Origin of the sequence: Streptomyces uncialis (assembly GCF_001905345.1) — a bacterium.
In the GTDB taxonomy this organism is placed as follows: domain Bacteria; phylum Actinomycetota; class Actinomycetes; order Streptomycetales; family Streptomycetaceae; genus Streptomyces; species Streptomyces uncialis.
Genome location: NZ_LFBV01000014.1, coordinates 63,514 through 87,713, shown reverse-complemented (window position 1 = coordinate 87,713; position 24,200 = coordinate 63,514). Strand labels below are relative to the sequence as shown.

General features: G+C 71.1%; 22 protein-coding genes and 2 rRNA genes. 10 read left to right on the top strand and 14 right to left on the bottom strand.

What is annotated here, in order from left to right; all coding sequences use genetic code 11:
• Both AB852_RS37430 and rrf read left to right on the top strand, forming a co-directional pair.
• Positions 1 to 140 (top strand): 23S ribosomal RNA (locus tag AB852_RS37430); the annotation flags it as partial.
• A 118-nt stretch (positions 141 to 258) separates the two neighbouring features.
• Positions 259 to 375 (top strand): 5S ribosomal RNA (gene rrf / locus AB852_RS37425).
• A 126-nt stretch (positions 376 to 501) separates the two neighbouring features.
• Here rrf and AB852_RS37420 read toward each other — a convergent pair.
• Entirely contained in the window at positions 502 to 1,173 is a 672-nt protein-coding gene (locus AB852_RS37420) for a response regulator (RefSeq protein ID WP_073796128.1), read from the bottom strand.
• Positions 1,170 to 2,477: a sensor histidine kinase gene (locus AB852_RS37415; protein WP_073796126.1), complete on the bottom strand. Its 1,308-nt coding sequence runs from the start codon at positions 2,475 to 2,477 to the stop codon at positions 1,170 to 1,172. The genes AB852_RS37420 and AB852_RS37415 overlap by 4 nt, the downstream gene beginning before the upstream one ends.
• Positions 2,478 to 2,697: 220 nt before the next feature.
• Between AB852_RS37415 and AB852_RS37410 the strand changes: the two genes are divergently transcribed.
• Complete coding sequence (locus AB852_RS37410) at positions 2,698 to 3,258, top strand: GNAT family N-acetyltransferase (RefSeq protein WP_073796123.1); 561 nt, start codon at positions 2,698 to 2,700, stop codon at positions 3,256 to 3,258.
• A gap of 284 nt (positions 3,259 to 3,542) precedes the next feature.
• Here the strand turns inward: AB852_RS37410 and AB852_RS37405 are convergent, their stop codons facing one another.
• From AB852_RS37405 to AB852_RS37380, 6 genes are all read right to left on the bottom strand, one after another.
• Positions 3,543 to 5,318, bottom strand: a complete 1,776-nt coding sequence (locus AB852_RS37405; protein ID WP_245877075.1) for a type IV secretory system conjugative DNA transfer family protein — start codon at positions 5,316 to 5,318, stop codon at positions 3,543 to 3,545.
• Between the two features lie 96 nt (positions 5,319 to 5,414).
• Positions 5,415 to 6,824: an ATP-binding protein gene (locus AB852_RS37400; RefSeq protein WP_073796121.1), complete on the bottom strand. Its 1,410-nt coding sequence runs from the start codon at positions 6,822 to 6,824 to the stop codon at positions 5,415 to 5,417.
• A gap of 222 nt (positions 6,825 to 7,046) precedes the next feature.
• A complete protein-coding gene (locus AB852_RS37395) occupies positions 7,047 to 8,612 on the bottom strand; it encodes an SCO6880 family protein (protein ID WP_073796117.1) in 1,566 nt (521 codons plus the stop codon).
• Positions 8,609 to 9,931, bottom strand: a complete 1,323-nt coding sequence (locus AB852_RS37390) for a hypothetical protein (RefSeq protein WP_073796157.1) — start codon at positions 9,929 to 9,931, stop codon at positions 8,609 to 8,611. The genes AB852_RS37395 and AB852_RS37390 overlap by 4 nt, the downstream gene beginning before the upstream one ends.
• An 82-nt stretch (positions 9,932 to 10,013) precedes the next feature.
• On the bottom strand, positions 10,014 to 10,895 hold the full coding sequence (locus AB852_RS37385; RefSeq protein ID WP_073796115.1) for a DUF8175 domain-containg protein: 882 nt from the start codon (positions 10,893 to 10,895) through the stop codon (positions 10,014 to 10,016).
• Positions 10,896 to 11,655: 760 nt separating this feature from the next.
• Entirely contained in the window at positions 11,656 to 11,964 is a 309-nt protein-coding gene (locus AB852_RS37380) for a hypothetical protein (RefSeq protein ID WP_073796155.1), read from the bottom strand.
• Between the two features lie 451 nt (positions 11,965 to 12,415).
• Here AB852_RS37380 and AB852_RS37375 point away from each other — a divergent pair, with 451 nt between their 5' ends.
• The gene (locus tag AB852_RS37375) at positions 12,416 to 13,429 is read left to right on the top strand and encodes a C40 family peptidase (RefSeq protein WP_073796113.1); all 1,014 of its coding nucleotides are present in this window, start codon (positions 12,416 to 12,418) and stop codon (positions 13,427 to 13,429) included.
• Between the two features lie 395 nt (positions 13,430 to 13,824).
• Positions 13,825 to 14,526 (top strand): phosphatase PAP2 family protein, encoded by a 702-nt coding sequence (locus AB852_RS37370; RefSeq protein WP_073796111.1) that lies wholly within the window; start codon positions 13,825 to 13,827, stop codon positions 14,524 to 14,526.
• A gap of 65 nt (positions 14,527 to 14,591) precedes the next feature.
• Here AB852_RS37370 and AB852_RS37365 read toward each other — a convergent pair whose 3' ends face one another.
• Both AB852_RS37365 and AB852_RS37360 read right to left on the bottom strand, forming a co-directional pair.
• Entirely contained in the window at positions 14,592 to 16,226 is a 1,635-nt protein-coding gene (locus AB852_RS37365; protein WP_073796109.1) for an FAD-binding oxidoreductase, read from the bottom strand.
• Between the two features lie 229 nt (positions 16,227 to 16,455).
• Positions 16,456 to 16,644, bottom strand: a complete 189-nt coding sequence (locus AB852_RS37360) for a hypothetical protein (RefSeq protein WP_099282791.1) — start codon at positions 16,642 to 16,644, stop codon at positions 16,456 to 16,458.
• 132 nt (positions 16,645 to 16,776) lie between these two features.
• Here AB852_RS37360 and AB852_RS37355 point away from each other — a divergent pair, with 132 nt between their 5' ends.
• Both AB852_RS37355 and AB852_RS37350 read left to right on the top strand, forming a co-directional pair.
• Positions 16,777 to 17,616, top strand: coding sequence for an SCO4651 family lipoprotein (locus AB852_RS37355; protein ID WP_483883369.1), 840 nt, complete (start codon positions 16,777 to 16,779; stop codon positions 17,614 to 17,616).
• Between the two features lie 93 nt (positions 17,617 to 17,709).
• On the top strand, positions 17,710 to 17,889 hold the full coding sequence (locus tag AB852_RS37350) for a hypothetical protein (protein ID WP_073796105.1): 180 nt from the start codon (positions 17,710 to 17,712) through the stop codon (positions 17,887 to 17,889).
• Positions 17,890 to 17,999: 110 nt separating this feature from the next.
• On the opposite strand, the gene AB852_RS37345 is transcribed toward AB852_RS37350, so the two are convergent.
• Complete coding sequence (locus tag AB852_RS37345) at positions 18,000 to 18,386, bottom strand: metal-sensitive transcriptional regulator (protein ID WP_073796103.1); 387 nt, start codon at positions 18,384 to 18,386, stop codon at positions 18,000 to 18,002.
• Positions 18,387 to 18,604: 218 nt separating this feature from the next.
• Here AB852_RS37345 and AB852_RS37340 point away from each other — a divergent pair, with 218 nt between their 5' ends.
• A complete protein-coding gene (locus AB852_RS37340) occupies positions 18,605 to 19,225 on the top strand; it encodes a DUF47 domain-containing protein (RefSeq protein ID WP_073796101.1) in 621 nt (206 codons plus the stop codon).
• 6 nt (positions 19,226 to 19,231) lie between these two features.
• Positions 19,232 to 20,230: an inorganic phosphate transporter gene (locus AB852_RS37335; protein WP_073796099.1), complete on the top strand. Its 999-nt coding sequence runs from the start codon at positions 19,232 to 19,234 to the stop codon at positions 20,228 to 20,230.
• A gap of 612 nt (positions 20,231 to 20,842) precedes the next feature.
• Here AB852_RS37335 and AB852_RS37330 read toward each other — a convergent pair.
• A complete protein-coding gene (locus tag AB852_RS37330; RefSeq protein WP_073796097.1) occupies positions 20,843 to 21,844 on the bottom strand; it encodes an asparaginase in 1,002 nt (333 codons plus the stop codon).
• Positions 21,845 to 21,906: 62 nt separating this feature from the next.
• Positions 21,907 to 22,542 (bottom strand): RsiG family protein, encoded by a 636-nt coding sequence (locus tag AB852_RS37325; RefSeq protein ID WP_073796095.1) that lies wholly within the window; start codon positions 22,540 to 22,542, stop codon positions 21,907 to 21,909.
• A gap of 181 nt (positions 22,543 to 22,723) precedes the next feature.
• On the opposite strand from AB852_RS37325, the gene dtd reads away from it, so the two are divergent.
• Positions 22,724 to 23,149 carry a D-aminoacyl-tRNA deacylase gene (gene dtd, locus AB852_RS37320; RefSeq protein ID WP_073796093.1) on the top strand — a complete coding sequence of 142 codons (426 nt, stop codon included), beginning with the start codon at positions 22,724 to 22,726 and terminating at the stop codon, positions 23,147 to 23,149.
• A gap of 46 nt (positions 23,150 to 23,195) precedes the next feature.
• Here dtd and ygfZ read toward each other — a convergent pair whose 3' ends face one another.
• Entirely contained in the window at positions 23,196 to 24,167 is a 972-nt protein-coding gene (ygfZ, locus tag AB852_RS37315) for a CAF17-like 4Fe-4S cluster assembly/insertion protein YgfZ (protein ID WP_073796091.1), read from the bottom strand.
• Between the last annotated feature and the right edge of the window lie 33 nt (positions 24,168 to 24,200).

Below are 24,200 nucleotides of genomic sequence, written 5' to 3'. Positions count from 1 at the left end.
GGGAAGCCTGCTTCGAGATGAGGACTCCCACCCACTTGATGGGGTAAGGCTCCCAGTAGACGACTGGGTTGATAGGCCAGATATGGAAGCCGGGTGACCGGTGGAGTTGACTGGTACTAATAGGCCGAGGGCTTGTCCTCAGTTGCTCGCGTCCACTGTGTTGGTTCTGAAACCACGAACAACCAACACCCCCCTGCCCCGACCCAAATATTGGGTTGTGTGGGCCGGCGGGGGTGTGCGGGGTGTGTTTCGTAGTGTTTCGGTGGTCATAGCGTGAGGGAAACGCCCGGTTACATTCCGAACCCGGAAGCTAAGCCTTACAGCGCCGATGGTACTGCAGGGGGGACCCTGTGGGAGAGTAGGACACCGCCGAACTAACTTTATATGAAGGCTGTGGTCTTCAAGAGAACTTTGTTTCTCTTGAAGACCACGGCCTTCTTTGCGTTCCCGGCCTTTTCCCTTACTGGAGGGACGGGAATCCGCAGGGGCGGTGTCATGACGTCACGTCGGTTCCACGAGGCGTGCGTCGTAGGCGAGGATCACCGCCTGGACGCGGTCCCGGGCGCCGGTCTTCGCGAGGATGCGACCCACATGGGACTTCACGGTCGACTCCGCGAGATGGAGACGTGCCGCGATCTCCGGATTCGTCCAGCCCTGACCGATGACCGTGAGGATCTCGCGCTCCCTTTCGGTGAGGGCGGCGATCCGTTCGTCCATGACCGGGGCACCGCCCTGTGACCCGTCGACGGGGAGATGCTTGACGTACGCGTCGAGGAGACGACGGGTCAGGCTCGGGGCGACCACCGCGTCGCCCGTCGCCACCGCGCGTATACCGGACAGCAGTTCCTCGGGAAGGGCGTCCTTGACGAGGAACCCGCTCGCGCCGGCCCGCAGACCCGCGTACGCGTACTCGTCCAGGTCGAACGTGGTCAGGATGAGGACCCGGGTGCGGTCACCCGTAGCGACGATCTGGCGGGTGGCCTCGATGCCGTCCTGGCCCGGCATCCTGATGTCCATCAGGACCACATCGGGGCGGAGCCGCGCGGTCAGACGGACGGCCTCCATGCCGTTCGTCGCCTCGCCCACGACCGTCAGGTCGTCCTGACTCTCCAGGAGCATGCGGAAGCCGAGCCGCTGCAGGTGCTGGTCGTCGGCGATGAGAACGGTGGTCACGTTGTGGATTCCTCGGGGAGGGGAAGAAGGGCATGGACCCGCCAGCCGACCGGCCGGCCCCGGCCGTCGGTGAGCGGACCCGCGTCAAGTGTGCCGCTGTACAAGGCCGTGCGCTCACGCATACCGGTGAGCCCGCGCCCCGCGTCAGCGCGTGGCTCGTCGCCGTCCACGGGCAGCGGATGCGGGGGCTCCGCGGAACTGTCCGGCCGGCCGCCCCTGTCCGTCACCGCCAGACGGACCTCGTCCGGTTCGTACCGGACCTGGATCTCCGCGGTGGCGCCCGGCCCGGCGTGTTTCATCGTGTTCGTGAGCGCCTCCTGGAGCAGCCGGTACACCGTGAGCTGGAGCCCGGGAGGTACGGCGTCCGGAGTGCCGTGCACCGTCGTATGGACGGGAAGACCGGCGGCACGTACCCGCTCCACCAGCCCGTCGAGGTCCACGAGAGCCGGCTGGGGTGACAGGTCGGGCTCCCGCGCACCCGGCGCTTCCTCGCGCAGGACGTCCAGCAGACGCCGGAGCTCGCCGAGGGCCTGACGGCTCGTCGTCGCTATCCCCTCCAGCGCTTGCCCGGCACGTTCCGGCGATTTCCTCGACGCGTACGCGCCACCGTCGGCGAGACCGGTGATGACCGACAGGTTGTGGCCGATGATGTCGTGCATCTCCCGCGCGATGCGGGCGCGTTCCGCGGCGGCGGCGAGACGGGTCTGCTGGTCCCGTTCGGTCTCCAGCTGACGGGCGCGTTCCACCAGTGCTCTGGTGTAGTCACGGCGGCTGCGGACCACCACGCCCATGAGCGCGACGAACAGCGTGGCCCACAGGAACTGCGCTCCCCGGTCCCACCAGGCCGAATCGGGGAAGCGCATCGCACCTGCCGTCTGCGGAGCCGCGATCAGGGCCCCCACCCACCAGAAGCTCCGGAACGGCAGCCGGTACGCGATGTTGTAGACGACGATGAGCTGGAGGGTCTCCGCCTGGAGCACCGCTCCGGACAGCGAGTTCGCGAAGGCGGGGACAGCGGTGGCCACCATGACGGTGAACGGGTGGCTGCGACGCCAGTACAGCGGCACCGTGAAGGACACCGTGATCAGCAGCAGGAGCCAGCCGGGCACGTTCTTGTTGATCGCGACCATCCGCCAGCCGCCGTCGTTCAAGTCGATCAGGACCGCGATGAGCCAGAAACTCGTGAGCAGCGCGTCCCAGACGCGGGGGCGCCGCTGATCGGCGGCGCGGACAGCCTGCTGGACACGCTGGGGGAACGGGACGAAGTCCCGCGCGCAGGAGGCCGGGCCCCGTCCTCCCCTCAGAAGGAGCAGCCTGCGCCCCAGGCTCCTCAGCCCGTCCGCTCCCTTCAGTTCACCCAGCTCCCCCGGCCGAAGTCCCGCTTACCCGGTCATCGTCCTACGCCGCGGGCACTCGCCACATCGGACCCAGGTCCCGATGCGGCAGATCTCCGCTCATACCCCGGTACTACCCGCGTCTCGGATTTTCTTGCGGCCGACGGACGTCGGCACGGATCATCCGGGTATGGAATACGACGTTCGCGCGATCCGCGCAGAGGAGTGGGCGCCGGCCCGGGAGCTGCGGCTGGCGGCCCTGAGCGACCCCCTGGCATCGGTCGCGTTCCTGGAGACCTATGAGAAGGCGGTGGAGCGGTCGGAGACCTGGTGGCGGGAGCGGACCGCGCTGGTGGCGTCCGGCGACGGGCAGTGCCAGTTCGTGGCGGTGGGGCCTGACACGGTGTTCGCCGGGTCGGTGGGTGCCGTCCTGGAGCGTCCGGGCACCGTGGACGAGGTCGTCGGGCTGCCCGTCGACCGGCTCCAGGCGCACCTCTACGGCGTCTACGTACGGCCGGAGCGCCGGGGCAGCGGGCTGACCGACGCGTTGTTCGCCGCCGCTCTCGACTGGGCCTGGTCGCAGCCGGGCGTCGAGCGGGTACGGCTGATCGTCAACGGTGCCAACCCCAGGGCCGAGGGCTTCTACCGGCGGGCCGGTTTCGTCCGCACCGGGCTGACCCTGCCGTTCGCCCTGAACCCCGCACTACTGGAGTACGAGATGGAGATGCTACGCCAGTCCGATGCGCGGTGACTCTCCGTCATGGTCCTCTGTCCCTGCGAGGGCGCCCCGCCTTCGTGCTCCACCGCACCTGCGGCTGTCCGGTACCCCGGTGCCCGGCTGACCGGCTGCGCGGTGGGCGCTGGTGGGACAGGTCGGGAAGGACGTGTGGAAGGGATGTCGATGCGGACGATGACGGCGGTGAGGGTACGGATGCTCGTGCCTGGCCGGGAGCGGGAGCGGGACGGGGACCAGCACCGGGCCTTGGGCCGGGGCTTGGAGTCGGTGCCGGTGGCGGTACTGGAGGGTGGGGGCGGTCAGGCGGGGATGGGGATCTCGTCGTGCGGCCAGCGGGCGCGGGCCTGTTCACGTGAGCGGAGCAATGCGAGGGTCGGCATCCCCCGGTCGGCGCCGCTGGCGAGCAGTGCGGGGAGCTGGGGGATCGGGGCGACCGCCGCCACATCGTCGAGGACGAGGGCGAATGGTGGGTCGAGCCGACCGGAGGATGACCGTTCGGCCATGCGCCGGCCGTGCTCGACCACGCTTGAGGCCAGAGCCGTGAGCAAAGGCATGGCTCCGGGGCGGGACTTGGGATCTTCGATCGCCTCTCCCACCAGATAGAGCGTGCCCCCTTCGGCCACGAAGGAATCCAGGGTGAGCGCATCAGTTCGGTTCGGTGTGCACGCCTCGCGGACGTTCACGGTGAAAAGGGCCGACAGCGCACGTGCCGTCAGTTCCTGTGCGATGTCGCGGCGTTCGGGATAGGCGGTGAGGGCGGCCTCCAGCTCGCCCGCGCTTCCGGACGCGGCTGCGGGGTTGGTCCGCAGCGCCCGTACCGCCTCCTGCACCTGACTGCCCTGTGCCCAGCGGTGGACGTGGCGGAACTGGCGTCCGTCCACGGCCGCGGCGTGCAGGAAGCAGCGCAGCAGGGTCTCGGCGGTGTCGGCGACCGCCGTGTCGAGCTTCGCGCTGGGCCTTATCGGGGCGAGCAGTGCCTTCGCCCGCAGGGCCGCCGTGTCCCGGTCCTCACAGCCCCTGCTCGGTGACCAATGGAGGCGGGCCGGGGTGTCGCAGAGGTGGAGAGGGTCGTAGAGGAGCACAGGGCCGAGCTTGGCGCGGGCGTCCTTGGTCTCCGCCCAGATCGCGGGGTCGGAGGTGATGACGAGAGCGGGTCCCTCCGCGTCGCGTACGGCCTGCACCGCGAGCGGCTGCCGGGCGTCCGGGGGGCCGAGGAACAACGGACTGGGGGAGGGCGGGACGGGATGTGGTACGGGGAGCGGGGCTGCGGCCTGAGCCGGTGCGGTGCCGGCTGCGGTTGCGGTCGGGGTCGCGGGTGCGGGGGCGGCGGGTCCCGGGTGGGCGGGGGTTGCTGTGACGGAGGGCGCGGGCAGGGCTGGTGCGGTGCTGGGGGACGGGTGGGTGGTGCTCGGGGTGAGGGGGGCTTCCTGGGGTGTTGCTGCCAGTGCCTCGTACCGGTTCGGGTGGAGCTGCTTCCGTTCGGGCCCTTCATCCACGGGCCGTTCGTCGGCGTGGTGGAGGGCCCCGTCCCGTCCGGGGTCGCCGTACCGGTCGTCCCCGTACCGTCCCCGGTCTTCGTGGGCGTCGTACCGGTTCTCGGCGTGGTGGGGGTACGGGTGGTCGGCCTTGCGGGCTCTGGCTCGGTCCTGGGCGCGTTGGGCTCGGGTGCGGCCGGTGGTGAGGAAGGTGGCGAGCCGTGTGACGTAGACGCCGAGGACGATCAGCAGGGTCAGCTGGGTGAGGAAGAGCGTCCAGAAGAGGCCGGGGCCGGAGAGATGGTTGGCGGGGGTGGCGGACCAGGCGCCGGTGAGGTCACCGGGGTTGGTGATCAGATGGCGCAGGGCGGCCGGGGTGTGGTCGAAGGTGACGCCGCCCGGCCAGGAGCCGTGGGCGAATCGGGCCGCCAGACTCGTGGAGGACCAGACGAGGAGGGTCGTACCGAGGAGGAAGGCGAGGCCGCCGACGAGCAGGGAGTCGGGCACCCCGCGTTCGTTGCGGCGGGGTCCGCCGCCACCGCCCCGGGGCGGGTCGCTGTCGTACTCCGCCGTGTACCCCCCACGGTCCTGTCCCGGCATGTCACCTCTCCGTCCGTCCCCGCATCGCGCCTCCGTCCGTCAGAGCGCGGTCACCGTCGTCCCGGTCCCGGTCGCCGACGCCGTCGCTCCGGGGCATCAGGCGACCGTCGATTCCGAGGATTCGCCGATCTGTTGTTCGACGAAGGCCGCCGCGCGTTCCTCCGCCTCCAGTTCCGCCGCGTGCAGGGCCTCGTCGCGGGTGGCGGAGGACTCGGTCATCGCGCGGTCGGTGAAGACGAGAGGGCGTTCGGCCTCGGTGATCAGGTGTTTGACGACCTGGACGTTGCCGTTGACGTCCCAGACGGCGATACCGGGGGTGAGGGTAGGGATGATCTCGACGGCCCAGCGGGGCAGGCCGAGGACCCGGCCGGTGGCGCGGGCCTCGTCGGCCTTCTGCGCGTAGACGGTGCGGGTGGAGGCCATCTTGAGGATCGCGGCGGCCTCCTTCGCGGCGGCGCCGTCAACCACGTCGGAGAGGTGGTGGACGACCGCGACGAAGGACAGTCCGAGGCGGCGGCCGAACTTGAGGAGACGCTGGAAGAGCTGGGCGACGAAGGGGCTGTTGATGATGTGCCAGGCCTCTTCGACCAGGAAGATGCGCTTCTTGCGATCGGGGCGGATCCAGGTGTGTTCGAGCCAGACGCCGACGATGGCCATGAGGATGGGCATGGCGATCGAGTTGCGGTCGATATGGGACAGGTCGAACACGATGAGCGGGGCGTCCAGGTCGATGCCGACCGTGGTGGGGCCGTCGAACATGCCGCGCAGGTCACCGTCGACCAGGCGGTCCAGCACCAGGGCGACATCGAGGCCCCACGCGCGGACGTCGTCTATGGCGACGTTCATGGCCTGCGCGGACTCGGGTTCGGGGTGGCGGAGCTGTTCGACGATGTCGGTGAGGACGGGCTGACGCGTCACGATGGTCTCGTTGACGAAGGCGTGGGCGACCTTCAGCGCGAAGCCGGAGCGCTCGTCCAGGCCGTGGCCCATCGCGACCTCGATGATGGTCCGCAGCAGGGCGAGCTGGCCTGTGGTGGTGATCGCGGGGTCGAGCGGGTTGAGCCGGATGCCCATGTCGAGGGCGGCGGTCGGGTCGAGCCGGATGGGGGTTATGCCCAGCTCCTGCGCGATGAGGTTCCATTCGCCGGCGCCGTCCTCGCCCTGGGCGTCCAGGACGACGACCTGACGGTCGCGGAACCGGAGCTGGCGCAGGACGTAGGTCTTCTCCAGCGCGGACTTGCCGTTGCCGGACTCGCCGAGCACCAGCCAGTGGGGCGCCGGGAGCTGCTGCCCGTACAGCTGGAAGGGGTCGTAGATGTAGCCCTTGCCGGAGTAGACCTCGCGGCCGATGATCACGCCGGAGTCGCCGAGGCCGGGGGCGGCGGTCGGCAGGTAGACGGCCTGGGCCTGGCCCGTGGAGGTGCGCACGGGCAGCCGGGTCGTCTCCACCTTCCCGAAGAGGAACGCCGTGAAGGCGTCCGTAAGGATGGACAGCGGGTCCCGCATCAGTTCATCAGCTCCCGTCCACGCGCATCTCCGTGTCCCCGCACATCGATCGTCCTCGGTGGATCTGGTTCACGTTCACCGGCCTGGTTCGGGTGTTCTGGGACCTGGTTCATCTGTGCGTGGCCTGGTTCTGTCCGTGGGGGCCTGGTGCGCGTCATGGACCTGGTCCGTCCGCATCGCCTGGTCGTTCCTGTGTGCCGTCGTCACCTGGTCGGGGGCGGGTTATTTGCGGATGCCGGTGGCGAACGGCAGCGTGTTGACGAATGCCCGGTGGTGTTCCCGGTCGCACCATTCCAGCTTGAGGTACGACTTGCCCGCCGAGGCGCGGATGGTGCGTTTGTCGCGGGCGAGGGCCTCGGGGGAGCGGGCGGACACGGTGATGTAGCCGACGAGGTTGACCCCGGCGGCACCGGACGCGAGGTCCTCGCCGCGCTGGTCGAGCCGGGAGTGCGCGGCGATGTCCCGGGGGTCGACCGTGCGGTTCATCTTCGCGGCGCGGCTGGCGTCGGCCTCGTCGTTGGTCTTCTCGGTGAGCATCCGCTCGATGGCGATCTCGGTGGGTTCGAGGTCCATGGTCACGGCGACGGTGCGGATGACGTCCGGGGTGTGGACGAGCAGCGGGGCGAGGAAGTTGACGCCGACGGGCGTCATCGGCCACTCCTTGACCCAGGCGGTGGCGTGGCACCAGGGGGCGCGGGTGCTGGACTCACGGGTCTTGGCCTGGAGGTACGTGGGCTCCATGGCGTCGAGCTCGGCGGGCCAGGCGTTGCGCTTGGTCATGGCCTGGATGTGGTCGATGGGGTGGTCCGGGTCGTACATGGAGTGCACGAGGGACGCGAGGCGGCTCTGGCCGAGCGGCTGGCGCAGCCGGATGTCGGCTTCCTGGAGGCGGGAGCAGATGTCGGTGAGTTCGCGGGCCATGACGATGGCGAGTCCGGCGTCGCGGTCGAGCTTGCGGCCGGTCTGGGCGCGGGTAGCGCGGGCCATGGTGCTGGCTTCGGCGGCGAGTTCCCGGCTGTGGTGCATACAGGCGACGAGGTACGCGCGGTGCTGCTCGCTGCTGGTGGACACCATGGACTGGAGTTGTTCGTAGGACTCCTGGAGCCATGGCGGCGCCTGGTGGTCGCCGCGCTGGGCGACGTCCTTGGCATGGGCGTCGGGGTCGGCGGGCAGGGTGCGGGCGAGCATCTGGATGCGGGTGACGAAGCCGTCGCCGTTGGCGACATGCTTGAGCAGGGTGCCGAAGCGGTCGACGAGGGCTTCCTGGTCCTCGGAGTCGCGCAGCCCTACGCCGGGTCCCTCGATCTCGATGGCGGCGGTGATGGTCTTGCGGTCGGCGTGCAGGAGGACGGCGAGCTCGTCGGGGCCGAAGGGCGCGGACAGCCAGGTGATACGGCCGATGCCGGGCGGGGGGCCGACCTCGACCTCGCGTCCGTCGAGGTTCAGTCCCGCTTCGGGTGCTTCGGAGCGGTACGTGGTGCCCTGCTTGACGCGGCGCTTGTAGCTGCGGTTGATCTCGAACCACTTGTAGAACGTGCGCCGTTTGTAGGGGACGTAGACGGCGGCGAACGCGAGCATGGGGAAGCCGACGAGGAGCACGATCCGCAGGGACAGCACGGGGACGAGGAGTCCGCACATCATGCCGACGAAGGCGCCGCCGATGATCAGGGCGATCTCGCCGGTCTCCCGGTTGCGGCCGACGACGGCGTTGGGCCGGGCCCGGCCGATGAGATAGGTGCGGCGGGGTGAGACCGGGTGGGACGCGTGGGACAGCGATTCGGTCGTCAACGCCCTTCACCTCCCGTGCGGTTGTTCGTGCGGTTGGCGCTTGCGTGCGGGGAGTTCATGGGGCTGGTGCGGGGGGCGGGTGCGGCGCCCCCGCCGCCTCCCTGTCCGCCGCCGCCGCGGTTGCCGTGGGCGGCGACCCCGCCGCTCGCCGGGTTGCTCGGGCGTGGTGCGGAGCCGCCGGTGTTGTCGGCGCGGGCGCTGTGGGTCTTGATGCCCTGGGAGACGAGTGCGGCCGGGGAGCTGATGACGGCGGCGGCACGGCTCTCGGCGCCCTGCTGGAGGCGGTTGTTGCGGGAGTTCGCGATCTCGTCGCCGAAGCCGGGCACGAAGCGGTAGATCATGGCGCTGGCGAAGATGGCGAGCAGGATGATCGCGAGACCGGAGACGACGGCGGAGAACGCGTCGGGGCCCTCGTCGGAGCCGCTGAGGGCACCGGCGAGGCCGAGGACGATCACGATGACGGGTTTCACCAGGATGACCGCGATCATGATGCCGGCCCAGCGGCGGACATGGCCCCACAGGTTCTTGTCGACGAGTCCGGCGTAGACGACCGTCCCGAGCAGCGCCCCGACGTACAGGAGGGCGGCGCGGATCACGAGTTCGAGCCAGAGGACGCCGGCCGCGAGGACGGAGACGAGGGAGACGACGATCAGCATGATGGGGCCGCCGCCGATGTCGTCGCCCTTGGTGAGGGCTTCGGAGAACGAACCGAAGAACACATCGGTCTGGCCGCCGGTGGAGCGGGCGAGGACATCGGTGACGCCGTCGGTCGCGGAGACGACGGTGTAGAGGATCAGCGGGGTGAAGGCGGACGCGATGACGGTCAGCCACAGGAACCCGACGGCCTCGGTGAGGGCGGTGCTGAGCGGTACGCCGCGGACGGCCCGCTTGGCCACGGCCAGCAGCCACAGGAGCAGGGTGAGGACGGTGGACGCCGCGAAGACGACGGCGTACTGCTGGAGGAAGGTCGGGTTGGTGAAGTCGACCTCGGCGGTCTCCTTGACGGCTTCGGAGAGCTTCCCGACGGTCCAGGCGGCGGCGTCGGCGCAGCCCTTGGCCAGGGAGGTGAGGGGGTCGAGGGTGCCGGTGAGGGAGTCGGCGGGGGAGTCCCCGCCGCTGCGGCCGCCGGACCTGCCGCCTTCCTCGCAGTACTCCCGTGCGGGTCCCTGGATGAGGTCGCAGTTGTTGTCACTGGCCGACGGGGACGGTGTCGGGGTGGGTGTGGGCGCGGCGGTCGCGCGGGTGGCCAGCAGCAGGACGGCGACGGGCGCGGCCGTGAGCGTGGCGGCGAGCCGCAGCGGGCGGCGGCGGGAGGGCATGGTGTCCGGCTGTCTGCCGGGGGTCCGGCGGCCGGGGCGCGCTTGCGTGCCGGACGGGGTGCCGTCCGGCACAGGTGAACGGCTACCGCGCATAGGTGAACCCTCCGTACCCCTCGACTGCCTTCGCGATGTCGTCGGCGCTGGACGCCTGATTGTCGCCGGGGACAGGCGCCGGGCCCTCCTTCTGGGAGTGGGCCACGATCTTCCAGTCGCCGTCGGTCCACTCCAGGTTCACGGTGAGGGTGAACCAGGTGTGGGTGACCGGGTTGGTGGAGTTCTCACCGGCGAGGCCGACGAGTCCGCCGCACCACACCTCCACGGTGGCGCGTTCGGCGTCGACGGTGGTCGCCTTGGTACCGATCGGGCTGGTGCGGGAGACGAAGGTGAAGCCCTGGGGTGTGCTGCCGTCGTCGTTGAGGCCGACGGCCTTGTAGAACCCGGGGGAGTACGACTTGTCCAGGGCGGTCGCGAAGCCGGCCACCTTCGACGGGACGATGATGGCGCGCAGGATCTGGTCCCGGCGTCCCTTGTCGAACATCTCCGCCGAGCCCAGGGCCACCGCGTAGTTCGCCGCGGCGGACTGCGCGCCCTGGGTGTCGTGGGCGTATCCGGAGGCGATGCCGTTGTTCTCGCTGTCGACGGGCCGGGTGCCGGTCGCGGCGGTGGTGTCGGCGCGGGGGCGGTCGGCCCCGGCTCCGGCGTCCGGCTCCTCGTCGGCGCGGTTGGCGAAGGCGATGGCGGCGATGAGCAGGACGACGATGCCGACGACGGTGACGAGCCCGCGTGAGGACGTGCGGGATCTGCGGGCGCCGCCGTGGTGATCGCCGGCGCGTTCGGGCAGCCGGGTGCGGGTCTGGCCGCTGCCGCCGTAGCCGGACGTGGCGTAGTCGTCCGGCGGGCCGTCGCCGCGTCCGGGTCCGCCGTGGCGTCCGCTGTCGCCGTAGCCGTCGTCGTCCGGACTCATCGCGTGTACGTCCCCTCGATGTCGTACCGGCCCCCGCGGTACCGTCCGGTGGGTTCCCGTAGGACGGCGTACCGCACCTCGTCACCTGGCCGTGCTCCGTCTGGACCGGCCACCCGCGCACCGCTGCCGACCGGGGAGCCGGTGCCCCCGGCTCCGACGGCCCGGGCACCCATGGCCGAGGGACCCGGAACGGAACCCGCACCCAGAACCGCACCCGGGCCCTGGCCCAGGCCCAGAACCGCACCCGGACTCGGAACCGGACCCGAACCCGGACCTGCACCCGGACTCAGAACCGCACCCGGACCCGGAGCCAGACCTCGAACCGGACCCGCACCCGCACCCGGACCCAGAACCGGACCGAGATCCGGACCCGAACCCGCACCCAGGCCCAGGTCCGGACCCCGAACCCCACGCGGGGTCGGCGGCAGGTGTGCCGGTGGTGACGGTGGCCGTGCTGGTGTCCGCGTGGGCGCGGTGTGGTGACTCGGCATCAGGAGACGCAACCTCGGCGGTGGGCGCGACGGGCGGGTGGGTGGAGGGGACCGGGGCGGTGCCCGGACACGGCCGTGCGGCGCCCCGGGCGGGACGCCGGCGCGCGGTCGGGGCGTGTGGTCCGGGTCGGGTCGGGCCCGGGGGCCCCGGCACGCGCGTCCGCCGGGCGGTCGTCGGTCGGCATGGCTCGCCATGCCTCCCTTCCCCGCCTCGCGATCGCCCGCGCCGGACCCCGCTCCCTGATCCGGCCTGGTCCGCGGGACACGTCCTAGACGGCCATGCCGTACACGATGGTGAAGACCGTGCCGAGCGAACCGATGATGAAGACCCCGGTGAGGCCCGCGACGATGAGGCCCTTGCCCTGTTCCGCGCTGAAGGTGTCGCGCAGCGCGGTCGCGCCGATGCGCTGTTTGGCCGCACCCCAGATCGCAATGCCGAGGCACAGCAGGATGGCTGCCGCCATCACCACCTGGATCATCACCCGAGCCTCGTTGCCCAGGCTCCCGAAGGGGCCCCAGTCCGGGGCGATCCCGCCGATGATGGTGGTGATATCGCCCTTTTCGGCTGCCATAAGCATGTAACTCACCGCCCCTGTATGGGTAGTTCCTGACCCTCTGCGAGCGCGCAGAGGTCACGCCTCATTGTTGCCGACGAATCCGCCTTCGTATGTCGACTTGGCGTCTTTGGTTGGAGGTTTCGTACGAATTATTGTCCACCGGCTCACGCGGGGGGCGCGAAGCGGCACACAAAGGGCCGTATGGTCACTCTGTGTATCACGTGGTGTCACGCCGGGCAATGATGACCTTGCGAAACCTGAGGGGCGGTTCGGTCGTTGTGCCCTGATCGCCCGCCAGGCCCGTGTGGCATGCCCGGTGTTCACCATCGCACGCGCGTGCCATGTGCCGTCGCGGTCGCGTGAGGGGGCGCACCGGTGCGGATCGCACCCCTCCGTTGCGCTCCTGCTGCCCCGCCGTCCCCGGCCTACACTGGCGGGCGGTGGACTCCCGGGCGCTGAGGAGTGGTTGACGGTGCGTAAGGCTGGGCTGATCGCCGGGGCCGCCGTCGGTGGTGCGCTCGGGCTGGTGATGCTGCTGGTCATCGGTACGTTCCTGGTCGCCGGGAACATCGCGGGCGGAGGCGGCGGGGGCGCCGCCGTCGGGCTGGCGAAGGGCGCCGTTCCGGCGGCGTACCAGCCGCTGGTGCAGCGGTGGGGCAATCTCTGCCCCGCGATCAATCCGGCGCTGCTCGCGGCCCAGCTCTACCAGGAGTCCGGCTGGAACCCGCGCGCGCAGAGCCACGCGGCGGCGCAGGGGATCGCGCAGTTCATCCCCGGCACCTGGGCGGCGCACGGCCTCGACGGGGACGGCGACGGGGACCGCGATGTGTGGGACCCGGCGGACGCGATCCCGTCGGCGGCGTCGTACGACTGCAAGCTCGCGGGGTACGTCAAGGACGCGCCGGGCGATCCCACGCACAACATGCTCGCCGCGTACAACGCGGGCGCCTACGCCGTCATCCGGTACGGCGGGGTGCCCCCGTACAAGGAGACACAGAACTATGTGAAGATCATCACGAGTCTGGAGAAGAGCTTCGCGCGGCCCGTCGGCCGGGTGGAGCCCTCCCGGCAGGCGGCCGGCGCGATCCACTACGCGCAGACGAAGCTCGGCACCCCCTATCTGTGGGGCGGTACGGGCACCGCCGCGCAGGGCGGCCGGTTCGACTGCTCGGGACTGACCCAGGCCGCGTACCGCACGATGGACATCGAGCTGCCGCGGGTCGCCAACGACCAGTACAACGCCGGACCGCACCCCGCGCGCGCCGAGCTGCTCCCCGGTGACCTGGTGTTCTTCTCGGACGATCTCACCAACTCGCGGGCCATCCGGCACGTGGGCATCTACGTGGGAGGCGGGTACATGATCGACGCGCCGCGGACGGGTGCTGTGATCCGGTTCACGAAGATCGATACGCCGGACTACTTCGGGGCGACGAGAGTGACCGAGGACGGCGCGAAAGCGCTGCCGAAGCCGCCGCCCTCGATCTGAGGAAACCGGCCGTGACCAGCGTCGCAGCGCGGCGGCGGGGTCGGTCCGGACATGTGAGGATGGAGGGTCCCCCGCCCCTTCTGGCCGGAATGCCTCCCGGGCACAACGGTCCGAACTGTGACCACGAGTCTCTCTTCGGTAACGTCTCAGTGATCTTTCGGTGGAGTGCGGAACGCAACCCAGGTGGCTGTGCGTTCCTCGTATACGTGGCCGAAGGGCCGGTCACGGGCCGACCGGAGCGGGAGACCGCCAAGGCGCCCGTGGCCTCCGGTGCGACCGTCGACGGACGGACCGGCAGCCGGCCACCGGGCGGGATGGACCAACGGGGGTTGGTGAGGAGGCGCACAGCCAGGTGCGCCCCGGGAAACGCTGAACGATGAAGGGGCCGCGGCACCATGGCTGGACTCGAAGACTCCGGGTCGAACCCCGACGTCAGTCTGCTCTACGAGATCAATGGCCTGGCCAAGGACGCCCCGACGTGGTTCGACCACACCATGGAGTACGTCGGCGAGTACGGGCTGATGTTCGGTCTCGTGCTGCTCGGGGTGTGGACGTGGTGGAAGCTGCGGGCCCGCGCCGGATCGCTGGAGGAGGCCGCGCAGTCGGCCGCCGCCGTGATCTGGGTGCCGCTGGCCGCCGCCATCGCCGTCATCGTGAACATCCCCATCCGCGGCTTCGTGGAACGGCCCAGACCCTTCCTCGACCATGAGGGCCTGGAGGTCCTGATCGAGGGGAAGACGGACTACTCGTTCGTCAGCGACCACTCCACGCTCGCCATGGCGATGGCCGTCGGCATCTTCATCGCCCACCGCAAGTACGGGCTGTACGCCATCGCGATGGCGTTCCTCGCGGGTGTCTCCCGGATCTACATGGGCGTCCACTACCCCACGGACGTCATCGGCGGATTCGCCCTCGGCACGGCCGTCGCCCTGCTGCTCGCCCCGCTCGCCGCGCTGCTGCTGACCCCGCTGACGCGCGCCGTCGGCCGCTCCCGGCACGGCGCGTGGCTGATCCGCCCGAATTCGATGTCCGACGCCTCCCGCGAGTCCCACCGCAGCCCGGACCCCCGCCCCGAGGAACGGGACCTCGCGGCCTGAACCCCCGGGGCGGCTCCTGAGAGTCCGGGGCGGCCCCATGAGGTCCGGGAGCGACCGCGTGCGCCTCACAGCGACTGCGGGAAGGTGAAGAAGCCCGACGGGTCGTACCGCCGTTTCACCGCCCGCAGCCGGGCCGCCGCCGCGCCGTAGTAGGCGCCCCGCCAGCCGGTCAGCGACGGGTCGGTGTAGTTCTGGTAGGCGGCGCCCGAGGCATGGCGCCGCATTGTGCCGTGCGTCCGCCCGAGCCACTCCCGGGCCGCCGCGCCTCCCGTACCGGACGGCCAGGCCACCGTGTACTGGGCCAGGGTCCGGGACCGCCGGTGCACAAAGGCCGTCGCGGTCGGCGCGACCCGGTTGACGGCCCCGCCCAGCGCGGTCAGCGAGACGGTGCCCGGCCCGCCGCGCACCCCCTCGATCCCGCCGATCAGCGCCCGCACGCCCTCCTCGGACAGCGGACGGTCGAAGAAGTCGGAGCGCGCCGCGTACGTCTCCCGGCCCAGTGCCCCCTCGGGCGAACGGCCGGGGGTGGACCCCGGCAGACGGCAGCGGTCGTCGTCACCGAATCCGGCGCAGCCCGCGTACACCTCCATCGCCTCCTCGTACGAGCGCCGCCGCAGGGTGACCCGGCTCGCGGAGGCCCCGATCCGGTCCGCCAGCCGGTCCACGGCGTTCTGGAGATCGCCGTACGTGCCGAGCGAGAAGCAGCTCACGGTGACCGTCGGGGAGCCGCCGGGGGAGCGGGACAGATGGACCACCGACCAGATCTCGTCGGGCTGGGCGGGCCCCCACTCCTGCCAGGCACGCACCACGGCTGCCGCCCGGCTCCACGGCCAGCTCATGTACCCGGTGACCGCGCGCGGCGCGGGGCGGGTCCGGAAGCGGAGTTCCGTGACGACACCGAAGTTGCCGTTGCCCGCGCCGCGCAGCGCCCAGAACAGTTCGCTGTTCTCCCGCGCGTCCGCCACCCGCCGCCGGCCGTCGGCGGTGATCACGGTGGCCCCCGTGAGGTGGTCGCAGGTCAGCCCGTACGCGCGGGACACCACGCCGTGGCCGCCGCCGAGGGTGAGCCCGGAGATTCCCACGGTCGGACAGGAACCGGCGGGTATGGTCACGCCCCGTCCGGCCAGCGCCCGGTACACGTCGATCAGTTTCGCCCCGGCCCCCACGACGGCGCTGTCGCCGTCGGCGCGGATCGCCGACATCGGTGACACATCGACGATCAGCCGTCCGTCGCCCGAGGACCAGCCCGCGTACGAGTGGCCGCCGTTGCGGATCGCCACCGGCACCCGGCGGGCCCGCGCGTAGGCGAGCACGGTACGGACATCGTCGGCGTGGGCGGTGTACGCGACGGCGGCGGGCCGCAGCGAGTCGAAGCGGGTGTTGTACAGCAGCCGGGCGGTTCCCCAGTCCTGGTCCCCGGGCCGGACGAGGCTCCCGTCGAGATCCCGCGCCAGGTCCCCCCACCCACGGGCCACCGCCCTGGACGGCGCGACGGAGGACCCGCCCCCGGGCTCCGCGCCCGGCCCCGTACCCGAGGCACCCGCGCCCCCCGTCCCGCCCGGCGAAGGCGAAGGTGAGGACGAAGGTGAGCGCGACGGCGACGACGCGGCGCCCCCATCCCCGCCCCCGCCCCCGCACGCGGTCACCCCGGCCACGACCGTGGCCCCCAGCCCCGCACCGATGAATCCCCGACGTTCCATGTCCGTCTCCCCCAGGACCGCCCCCGCGGGCGGCACGCCCCAAGCATGCCGTCGACCCACGGCCCGTACCCCATGTGTATCCCCCGCGGCACAGGAGGTGAGGCGCCACCGGCGAAAACCTCGGGGCCACGGGGGACACACACCCACGGACAACCCGCGCGGGACAGCGGAACGCTCACCCGTGAAGCCCCCGGGCACCGGACGGAGGCAACGGGACCGGCGGAACCGATCAGCGGACCGCGGGGTCGCCCTGATGCTCCTGCGCGTCGGACCGCGCCCTGCTGCGGGCCCGCCGCGCGGGTCCCCGCCAGCCGCAGTCGCACCGCGCGCCGACGAACCGCCCCTGCTCCGCGGTGGTCGTGCGGTGGCCCCCGACGCCGAGGTCGGGGACTTCGCTCAGGTCCAGCTCGTGCGCCACCACTCCACGGTAGCCCCCACCCGTCCACCCCACGCGCGCCCGGGGCGGACCGGGGGCGTGACGGGCGCCCGTACCGGTCGTTAGGGGGAACAACAGGGCCCTGACTCGTATCGACAGGCTTGGGGGTCGGCGGTGGTGCGACAGCACAGACGGACGGGCGGCACGCTGGTCGTGGCCGCCGCCATGGCGGGGCTGCTGACGGGAACCGCCGGGTGTGCCGGGGACGACGCCGCCGCCGAGCCGCCGCCCGTGCCGGAGCCGCTCGACGCGGTGCACCGGGCCGCCGCCGAACTCGTCCGCGCGGGCACCTCCAAGGCCCGGACCGCGATGGAGATGGCGACCGGCGGCACCCGCGTCACCATCCGCGGGGAGGGCGTCTACGACTACGGGCGCCGCGTCGGCCGGCTCAAGCTGGTACTGCCCCCGGGCCCCACGGGCACCACCCGCCGGCCGCCGATCACCGAACTGCTCGCGCCGGGCGCGCTGTACATGCGCAACCGGGGCGCGGGGGTCCCCGCCGACAAGTGGGTACGGGTCGACACCGCGTCGGTCTCCGACGGGAACCTCGTCACCGGCGGTGCCACCGATCCACTGGCCGCCGCCGAACTGCTGCGCGGCGCCCGGACGGTGACGTACGAGGGGCCGGGCCGGGTCGCGGGGACCGCCGTACGGCACTACCGGGGGACCACGGACCTGGCGCGCGCGGCGCGCTTCTCGTCGGGTGACACCCGGCGGGCGCTCGCGGCGGCGGCGAAAGGGTTCTCCACGACCGCCGTCCCGTTCGACGTGTATCTCGACGAACGGGGAAGGGTACGCAAGGTGCGGCACCGGTTCAGCTTTGTGAACGACCACCGTGAGGGAGCGGTCGCCGTCGCGTCGACGACGCTGCTGTTCGCGTTCGGGGTGCCGGTCGAGGTGCGGTTGCCGGCGGAGGGGGACATCTACGCGGGGAGGATCGCGGACGAGGCGTAGTCGGGAGGGCGGGTCGGAAATGGTCCGTCCGTGCCATGCGCGGTGTGTAGTCGCTGCCTACTCTAGGAAGTCGGTGGCGGCCAGGAAGAGGTGATGTGGGTGGCTCCGTCCAGTGGTACGGCCGTGCAGGACCACGTCGCCCTCGCCGAGATCGAGCTGTGCGGCGACTTGATGATCGCGGCGAGCGCGTCGCGGGAGGAGCGGCTGAGTCCCGACCTCATCGACGAGGTGCTCCGTGTCCATGTCCTGCCGGACGGCGAGCCTTACGTATGACCCGGGGCCGCGCGCAGCTCGCGCGGCCCGTGCGGTGATCCGGTGAGGGCGCGCGGCCGTTTCGCTCCCCTCCCCGCGCTCCTTGACGGGCGCGGGGGGAGGCGGGCGGTTCAGGTGCGCAGCATGCGGGCGATGGCCTTGGTGGCTTCCTCGACCTTCTCGTCGATCTCGGAGCCGCCCTTGAGGGCCGCGTCGGCGACACAGTGGCGCAGATGCTCCTCCAGCAGCTGGAGCGCGAAGGACTGGAGCGCCTTGGTGGACGCGGACACCTGCGTGAGGATGTCGATGCAGTAGACATCCTCGTCGACCATCCGCTGAAGGCCGCGGACCTGGCCCTCGATGCGCCGCAGCCGCTTGAGGTGCTCGCTCTTCTCCTTGTGGTAGCCGTGGATGCCGAGATCGTGATCGGTGATCACTTCGGTGGACCCCTCGACCGCCGTGCCGGAACCGGAGCAGCACGCGCCTGTCGCCGTCGAGTCCGTCTCGGTGCTCGTCATCGCGTCCTCCGTTTGTCGCCGCAATAAGGGGCATCCACGTAGATGCATACCCCTGGTGGGTATATGATACCGAACTTTCCTGGGTACGGGATGGTAGGCCGGACCCGGTGCCGTACGCGCTGCCCCATGAGCGACACTGGTGGAACGCCGGTTAGCCGTGACTGGATGATGCGCCTAGCATCAGCCTGACCGAAACCACAGCATCCCGAGGACCCCACGTGCGTTTTCGTCTGACCCCCAGGGAGACGAGCTTCTACGACATGTTCGCCGCGTCCGCGGACAACATCGTCACCGGCTCGAAGCTCCTGATGGAACTGCTCGGGGCCGACGCGTCCGGCCGGGCCGAGATCGCGGAACGGATGCGGGCGGCCGAGCACGCCGGGGACGACGCCACACACGCCATCTTCCACCAGCTGAACTCCTCCTTCATCACGCCCTTCGACCGCGAGGACATCTACACCCTCGCGTCCTCCCTCGACGACATCATGGACTTCATGGAGGAGGCCGTCGACCTCGTCGTCCTCTACCAGGTCGAGGAACTGCCGAAGGGCGTCGAGCAGCAGATCGAGGTACTGGCGCGGGCGGCCGATCTGACGGCCGAGGCGATGCCGCATCTGCGCACCATGGAGAACCTCACGGAGTACTGGATCGAGGTCAACCGGCTGGAGAACCAGGCCGACCAGATCCACCGCAAGCTCCTCGCGCACCTCTTCAACGGCAAGTACGACGCCATCGAGGTGCTGAAGCTGAAGCAGATCGTCGATGTGCTGGAAGAGGCCGCCGACGCGTTCGAGCATGTGGCGAACACGGTGGAGACCATCGCCGTCAAGGAGTCCTGACCCTTCGTGGACACCTTCGCACTGGTCGTGACCATCGGGGTCGCGCTCCTCTTCACGTACACCAACGGGTTCCACGACTCGGCGAACGCGATCGCCACCTCCGTCTCCACCCGGGCGCTGACGCCCAAGGCCGCGCTGGCGATGGCCGCGGTGATGAACCTGATCGGCGCGTTCCTCGGCAGCGGGGTCGCCAAGACGGTCAGCGAGGGGCTGATCGAGACCCCGCACGGCAGCAAGGGCATGGGTATCCTCTTCGCCGCGCTGGTCGGGGCGATCATCTGGAACCTGGTGACCTGGTACCTGGGGCTGCCCTCGTCCTCGTCCCACGCGCTGTTCGGCGGGATGGTCGGCGCGGCGCTCGCCGGGGGCACGGAGGTCATCTGGTCCGGGGTCCTGGACAAGATCGTCATCCCGATGTTCGTGTCGCCGGTCGTCGGGCTGATCGTCGGCTACCTCGTGATGTGCGCGATCCTGTGGATGTTCCGCAAGTCGAACCCCCACAAGACGAAGCGGGGCTTCCGGATCGCGCAGACCGTCTCCGCGGCGGGGATGGCCCTCGGGCACGGGCTCCAGGACGCGCAGAAGACGATGGGCATCGTCGTGATGGCCCTCGTCATCGCCGATGTCCAGGACTCCGGTGACGAGATCCCGGTCTGGGTGAAGATCGCCTGTGCGGTGATGCTGTCGCTCGGTACGTACGCCGGCGGGTGGCGGATCATGCGGACGCTGGGACGGAAGATCATCGAGCTGGATCCGCCGCAGGGGTTCGCGGCGGAGACGACGGGGGCGTCGATCATGTTCGGGTCCGCGTTCCTGTTCCACGCGCCGATCTCCACGACGCATGTGATCACGTCCGCGATCATGGGTGTGGGGGCGACGAAGCGGGTCAAGGCGGTGCGGTGGGGGGTGGCCAAGAACATCGTTCTCGGCTGGTTCATCACGATGCCGGCCGCTGCGGTGGCGGCAGCCCTGAGCTTCTGGCTCATCCAACTCACCTTCGGCTGAGTGTCCTCCCCCGGGCCCCGGGTCACCCCGAGGTCTGTCCGGCTGGGCGTACTTGTTCCCGTGCGGGTCGCCTTCGCTTGCGCTTCCGAGGTCTGTCCGGCTGGACGTACCTGTTTCCGTGCGGGTCGGACGGGGGTGCGCAGTTCCTCGCGCCCCTGAGGTTGCGCCCCTTGCGGTTCCTGTTCGGGTGCGGGTGGTCCTTGGTTGCTCGCGCAGTTCCCCGCGCCCCTGAGGTGCTGCCCTCTTGCGGTCGTTCTTTGGGTGCGAGTTGGCCCTCGTTTTTGCGCAGTTCCCCGCGCCCCTTAAGGGGTACCCCCTTCCTCTCGCAGTCGCGCTGCTGCGGGAGGGGGTGGGCGGGAATCTCTGCTCGCAGACTCCGATGCTCTTCAGTCGGGTCGCTGAACGTGTTACCGAGCGTGTCGGATCGAGGACGGAGAATCCCGACCGGCACCGACCCGAAGAACAAGCAGATGGCGCCCCAAAGGGGCGCGGGGAACTGCGCGAAAACGACGAGCGACGGCACAGGAATGAAGTACGTCCCGCCGGACAGACCTGGGAAGCGCAAGCGAAGGCGGCCCGCACAGCAACGAAGTACGCCCCGCCGGACGGACCTCAGAACGCCGCGCGTACCTCGCCGACCGGGACCGGGCCGCCCATGAGGGGGGCCGAACCGACAAGGTCGAGCACCGCGTCCCGTACGCCCGCCATCGACAGCGCACGCGAGAGCACGGGCCCCACAGCCCGCCCCCCACCGTCCTCGATCTTGAACGCCAGCGCCCGCCCGCAGGGCAACGCGACGGCCTGAACCGCCTCCGCGCCCATCTTCGCGAGCGCCCCGGGCACCGCCCGCATCAGCCAGGTGTCGGCCCGCCGCGTCCCGGCGACATACTCCGGGTGCGCCCGCATCGCGTCGGCCACCGCCCGCTCCGCCGACCCCTCGCCGGCCCCGACGAACGCCCGGAACGCCCGCGCCAGCCCCGTCAGGGACAGCCCGAGCAACGGCGCCCCGCACCCGTCCGTACCGCTCACCGCGACCCGCTCGCCCGCGGCCGTCTCGACCGTCTCACGTACCAGCAGCTGAAGGGGGTGCGCGGGGTCGAGATAGGAGTCGAGGGGCCAGCCGCGGCGCAGACAGGCCGCGAGCATCGCCGTGTGCTTGCCGGAGCAGTTCATGGTGATCCGCTCACGGACACCCCCGGCCGCCAGATACGCCTCGGCCTCCACCGGGTCCAGCGGCAGGTCCGGTGGGCACCCGAGCTGCCCGGCGGTGAGCCCGTACTCGTCCAGCATCAGGCGGACCAGCGAGAGGTGAAACGATTCGCCGGAGTGGCTGGCGGCGGCGAGCGCGAGCCGTTCCCCGGCGAGGGGGAGCCCGGCCCGCAGGACCGCCGCGGCCTGCATCGGCTTGTTCGCGGAGCGGGGGAAGACGGGCGAGGTGACATCGCCGAGCACCAGCTCGGGCGTCCCGTCCGGGTCCAGCAGGACGAGGCTCCCGCGGTGCCGCCCCTCGACGAAACCGGAACGCACGACCTCGGCGAGCACGGGGGGCGCCGGATCGCCGCCGCCCGCCGGTGTACGGGGCTGGGGACCGGGACCGGGGGTGCTGGTGGGCATGGGCGGGTGGCCTTCCGCGGTGGCCCGCCCCGCGAGGGCCCGGGATCGCCGGGCCCGTCGCGTCAGGCGAGCAGATCGTCTACTTGCGCTTCGCCCTCACGGTACCTGCGGGTGATCTCCGCGCTGCATCCGTCGGCGGTCCGCTGGAGCCGCTGCCGGCGCCCGGAGACCTGCTGCTCGTACTGGACGAGCCTGCTCTTCGCGTCGTGCAGCTCCTTGTCGGTGCGGGCGGCGAGGTCGGACAGTTCGACCTCGCCGAGCATCTCGGCGGCCAGCCGCCGGTACTCCTCGTTGTGGGGGGTGCCCAGTGTGAGGTGCCGGGCGGACGAGCGGTACCGCGCGGGCTGGTCGGTGAGGATCTCGGACAGCCGGTCGACCACGGGCGCCTTGGGCGCGCGGCGCCGGGCGAGTTCGGCGCGCAGGATGTCGATCCGGCCCTGGAGCAGCCGTCGGACATAGCTGAGGTCGGCCTCGTCCCGCTGGGCGTCCCGGCGTACCGCGCGCAGCTCGGGCAGGCTCAGGCCGGGCAGGTCCGGGTCCGGCAGCAGCCGGTCGAGGAGCTGGTTGCCCGCGAGCCGCTGGGCGGGGGGCCGCGCGCCGCCCCGGGTGCCGCCTCTCACCCCGCTTCTGGTCCGCGGGGTCGTCCGGGTCAGTGACACGGGGACAGGCTGCTGCTGCCCGGTACTCGGTGTGCTCATGCGTCCTTACCGTCCCCTCGACCGGCGCGGGCTGCCGCGTCACCAGCATCGTGCCACTCCGAGTGGGCGCTATGTGACCGAGTGCCCCCGATCGGCCCCGGATGGGGGGTTCGGGGGCATGCGTGTGCCCCCGGATGGGCGCTGGAACACGCGGCCGGGGGGTGAGGGCATGATGGGGCGCATGCGAGCGGTGGTACAGCGGGTGGACGGGGCGGAGGTCGTCGTCGACGGGGTGACCGTCGGTGAGATCGCCGGGGAGGGACTGTGCGTCCTGGTGGGGGTGACCCATGGGGACACGCCCGAGCAGGCGGAGCGGCTGGCCCGCAAGCTGTGGACGCTGCGCGTCCTGAGCGAGGAGCGGTCCTGCTCGGACATGGGCGCCCCGCTGCTGGTGATCAGCCAGTTCACGCTGTACGGGGACGCCCGCAAGGGGCGGCGGCCCACCTGGAACGCGGCGGCGCCCGGTGAGGTCGCGGAGCCGCTGGTGGACGAGGTGGTGGCGCGGCTGCGGGCCCTGGGCGCGACGGTGGCGACGGGCCGCTTCGGCGCGGCGATGCGGGTGTCCCTGACGAACGACGGTCCGTTCACGGTGCTGCTGGACGTATGAGTCCCGTGCCGGGCACGGGACTCATCGTGTCCGCCGCCGGGCGGGCTCAGGGTTCTACGACGGTCTCCTGGGCGGCGGCGGTGCCGTCCGCGACGAGCCGGGCGTCCACGGGGACGTTCCGCTTGACCAGCGCGAGGGCGATGGGCCCCAGCTCGTGGTGGCGGGCGGACGTGGTGACGAAGCCGAGCTTGCGTCCGTCGGGGCCGTCGTCGGCGAGCCGCAGTTCGGTGCCGCGCGGCGGCAGGTGCACCTCGCTGCCGTCGAGGTGCAGGAACACCAGCCGCCGCGGGGGCTTGCCGAGGTTCTGCACCCGGGCCACGGTCTCCTGGCCCCGGTAGCAGCCCTTCTGGAGGTGCACGGCGGACCCGATCCAGCCCAGTTCGTGGGGGATGGTCCGGTGGTCGGTCTCGAAGCCGACCCGCGGCCGGTGGCCCTCCACCCGCAGCGCCTCGTACGCGAGAAGGCCGACCGCGGGCCCGTACCGTCCGTCCTCGGCGAGCGCGGCGAGGTCCGCGCGGGGCAGGAACAGATCGCGGCCGTGGGGGGTCTCGCGGACGGCGACCCCTTCGGGCACGGGGGCGATGGAACCGGCGGGCAGATGCACGACGGCGGTGTCGGCGGTGCGGTCGGCGACCTCGGCCCGGTAGAAGAACTTCATCGACTCCAGATACGCGACGAGCGCGTCCTGGGTGCCGGGCTCCACATGGGCCCATACGGTCGTGCCGTCGTCGACGAGGTACAGCGCGTGTTCGATATGGCCGTTCGCGGAGAGGATCAGCGCTTCGGTGGCCTGGCCGGGCGGCAGCGCGCTCATGTGCTGGGTGAGCAGCAGATGCAGCCAGCTCAGCCGGTCCTCACCGGTGACGGTGACGACACCGCGGTGGGAGAGGTCGACGAATCCGGTCCCGCCGGCGAGGGAGCGCTGTTCGCGGAACAGATCGCCGTAGTGGCCCGCGACGCCTTCGTCCACGCCCTCCGCGGAGACGGCACCGGGCAGCGACAACAAGGGGCTCTTCATATCCACTCAGGGTACGACCCCTGGGCGCCGCGG